Below are 2434 nucleotides of genomic sequence, written 5' to 3'. Positions count from 1 at the left end.
CAATTTAAACCATCAGAATTCACTTGAGAACCTACTTGATGTTCAACATGATCAATACGATTACTGAGACCAGACATACTACTATTAACAGCCTCAAAAGCATCTGCTACATTATTATATGCTTGTTTTCCATTCTTGCTCTGCCCACCAAAATCTGTAATTGTAAACGTTGGATCTATCCACTGGCCATCCTGATACCCAGCTCCTCCACCTAAATAAGCTGCTAGCTGATTGTTTAGCTCATAAAGTTGATTACCTGTTATCGCTTCCGTCGAGTCCTTTGAAACATCTCCATCTAAAAGAAACTTTAGTTTGTTGTTTTCTGCTGTTCCCCGTTCTTCTCCTTTATTTACATGAAGCACAACAAAAGCTCCCTCCTTATCACTCCAAAATAAAGCATTCTCCTTAACGGCTGCAGTATTGGTATTGATATTATTCTGCAACTTTGTCAATGAAGCAGCAAAAGCAGCACCAACATCATTATAAGTTTGCTTCTGAATTATATACGTTGGTGCTGTATCTTCTAGTATGTTAGCACCACCACCTAAATACTGAGATACATTACCGCTCAGTTTATAAAGCTGCGCACCATTCACTGCATCTGTTGAGCCTTCTGAAACTTGCCCGTCAGCCAAACCAGTTAGTTTACGAGCTCCTCCTCTCTTGTTGTTGATACTGATCTCACTGCCTTCCACTTTAGCACAAATGGTGATCTTATGCGTACCTTGCTCTTGCTGGACAAGGTTGTTACTTACTACATTATCAATCCTACTAGAAAGCTGTGTCAAACTCTCATCGATACCTACAAAAGCAGCACCAACATTACCATATTCATGACTTTGAATTGTATAAGTTGGCGCCTTATCTATCAGCATATTTGCACCACCACCTAAATACTCCGAAATATTCGTATTAAGTTTTGTGACATTAGTATCAAGGTTTGTCACTTTCCCTTCAATTTTTAATATAGTGCCACCCAATGTCTTAACACTTTCATCCACCTTATAAAGCTGAGCCCTGTTAACTGCTTCTGTCGAATGCGTAGAAAGATCTCCGTCTTTTACACCAGAAAGTATCCGAGATTCTCCTTCACGGTTGGTAATTTCGATCTCAGCACCATCAGTTTTGGTACCAATGGTGATCCGCCTTGTTCTTAAATTTTGCTCTACGAGAATGCTATCTGCCACGTCGTTAATCTTTTTAGAAAGCCGTGTCAGTGAAGTATCAACACCTGTGAATGTATCTCCGACATTATTATACTCTTGACTTTGAATTGTATACGTTGGTGCCCTATTTTCCAGTACGTTTGCATTACCCCCTAAATACGTCGCAATTGTGCTGTTCAGTTCATAAACCTGACCGGCATTTACTGCATCTTTTGATCCATTAAACAGATTTCCGTCTGCTACATTTATAACTTTTATATTGGAAGCATTGATCCCAACAGTAGTTACTGACGGGCCATTTACAATAAATAAGCCATTATCAGTTAAACGGACATTTCTTGTCCAAACGGCCGTTAGTGCAAGTTCTTTATTTAAATCAAATATTATCTTATCGTCATTTTTGACAATCTTAATATTGTTACTTCCAGCAACTAAATTGAGATTACTGTCTTTATTAACTTTTGTAGCATTTTGACCGTTAACAGAAAGCTGCCAAGTACCACCTTCTTCTTCTACCCATGTTTTTAATGCTTTCAGCTGGGCAATATTCACTGCATCAGTCTCTTTAAAACCAGCTGCTACTCCTGTAATTTGTCGTGTTTTTCCACTGCTTACATCACCAACACTAACTGCACCTATAGTACTTCTTCATTGAAGCGACGCCACTTCCAGGATCATAACCTGGAACCCCTTTTCTAACTTCGGTTTTAGAATCATCACCTAAAGCAACACCCCCTCCACAGATGATTGTGCACTATAACCAATAGCAGTACCTAATTTAGCCTCAGAAAAAGAACCTACAGCTATTGCCTTCATCCCCTCCGCCTTTGCGTAATTACCTATTACAATAGATAGTGACTGGAGAGCCTGACTTGAAAAACCTAAAGCTACAGAACCCCCACCATTAGCTCATGCTTCCCTGCCAATTGCAGTATCCTCTCTGCTCTCTGCATCCGCATTTAAACCTAGCTGAGTACAATACCTCTCAAAGTAAAACTATCAAAATAACCCTGTATTCCCTCTGGCGTTCCAGCAACCTTTCTTACATTCACATCAGTAGCAACAACATTGAGCATAGCATCCGTACCAGCATTCCAAGTAACTGATTGATCCGTAAAATCATTAGGATTACAACTCACAAACTGCTGATTAGTGGTTAATTTCTTATAATGCTCTTCTGCAGATATTTTCTTGTCTAATCTTGATGAACTACGGCTAACAATCTGATCCACCCCACAAGAACGATCACCATTAGCTACCCTATCACG

Annotated in this window: 2 protein-coding genes and 1 pseudogene; all 3 read right to left on the bottom strand. The window is 39.6% G+C overall.

Annotated features, from left to right (window positions below; genetic code table 11):
- Positions 1 to 1718, bottom strand: a pseudogene (locus ME3_RS07055) (hypothetical protein); the annotation flags it as partial.
- 168 nt (positions 1719 to 1886) lie between these two features.
- Positions 1887 to 2015 (bottom strand): hypothetical protein, encoded by a 129-nt coding sequence (locus ME3_RS07315; RefSeq protein WP_280641480.1) that lies wholly within the window; start codon positions 2013 to 2015, stop codon positions 1887 to 1889.
- Between the two features lie 116 nt (positions 2016 to 2131).
- On the bottom strand, positions 2132 to 2434 hold a 303-nt coding region (locus ME3_RS07050; RefSeq protein WP_007477879.1), incomplete at its 5' end, for a hypothetical protein.

The sequence above is a fragment of the Bartonella melophagi K-2C genome, from assembly GCF_000278255.1.
In the GTDB taxonomy this organism is placed as follows: Bacteria; Pseudomonadota; Alphaproteobacteria; order Rhizobiales; family Rhizobiaceae; genus Bartonella; species Bartonella melophagi.
This window is presented reverse-complemented; position numbering and strand designations above follow the sequence as displayed.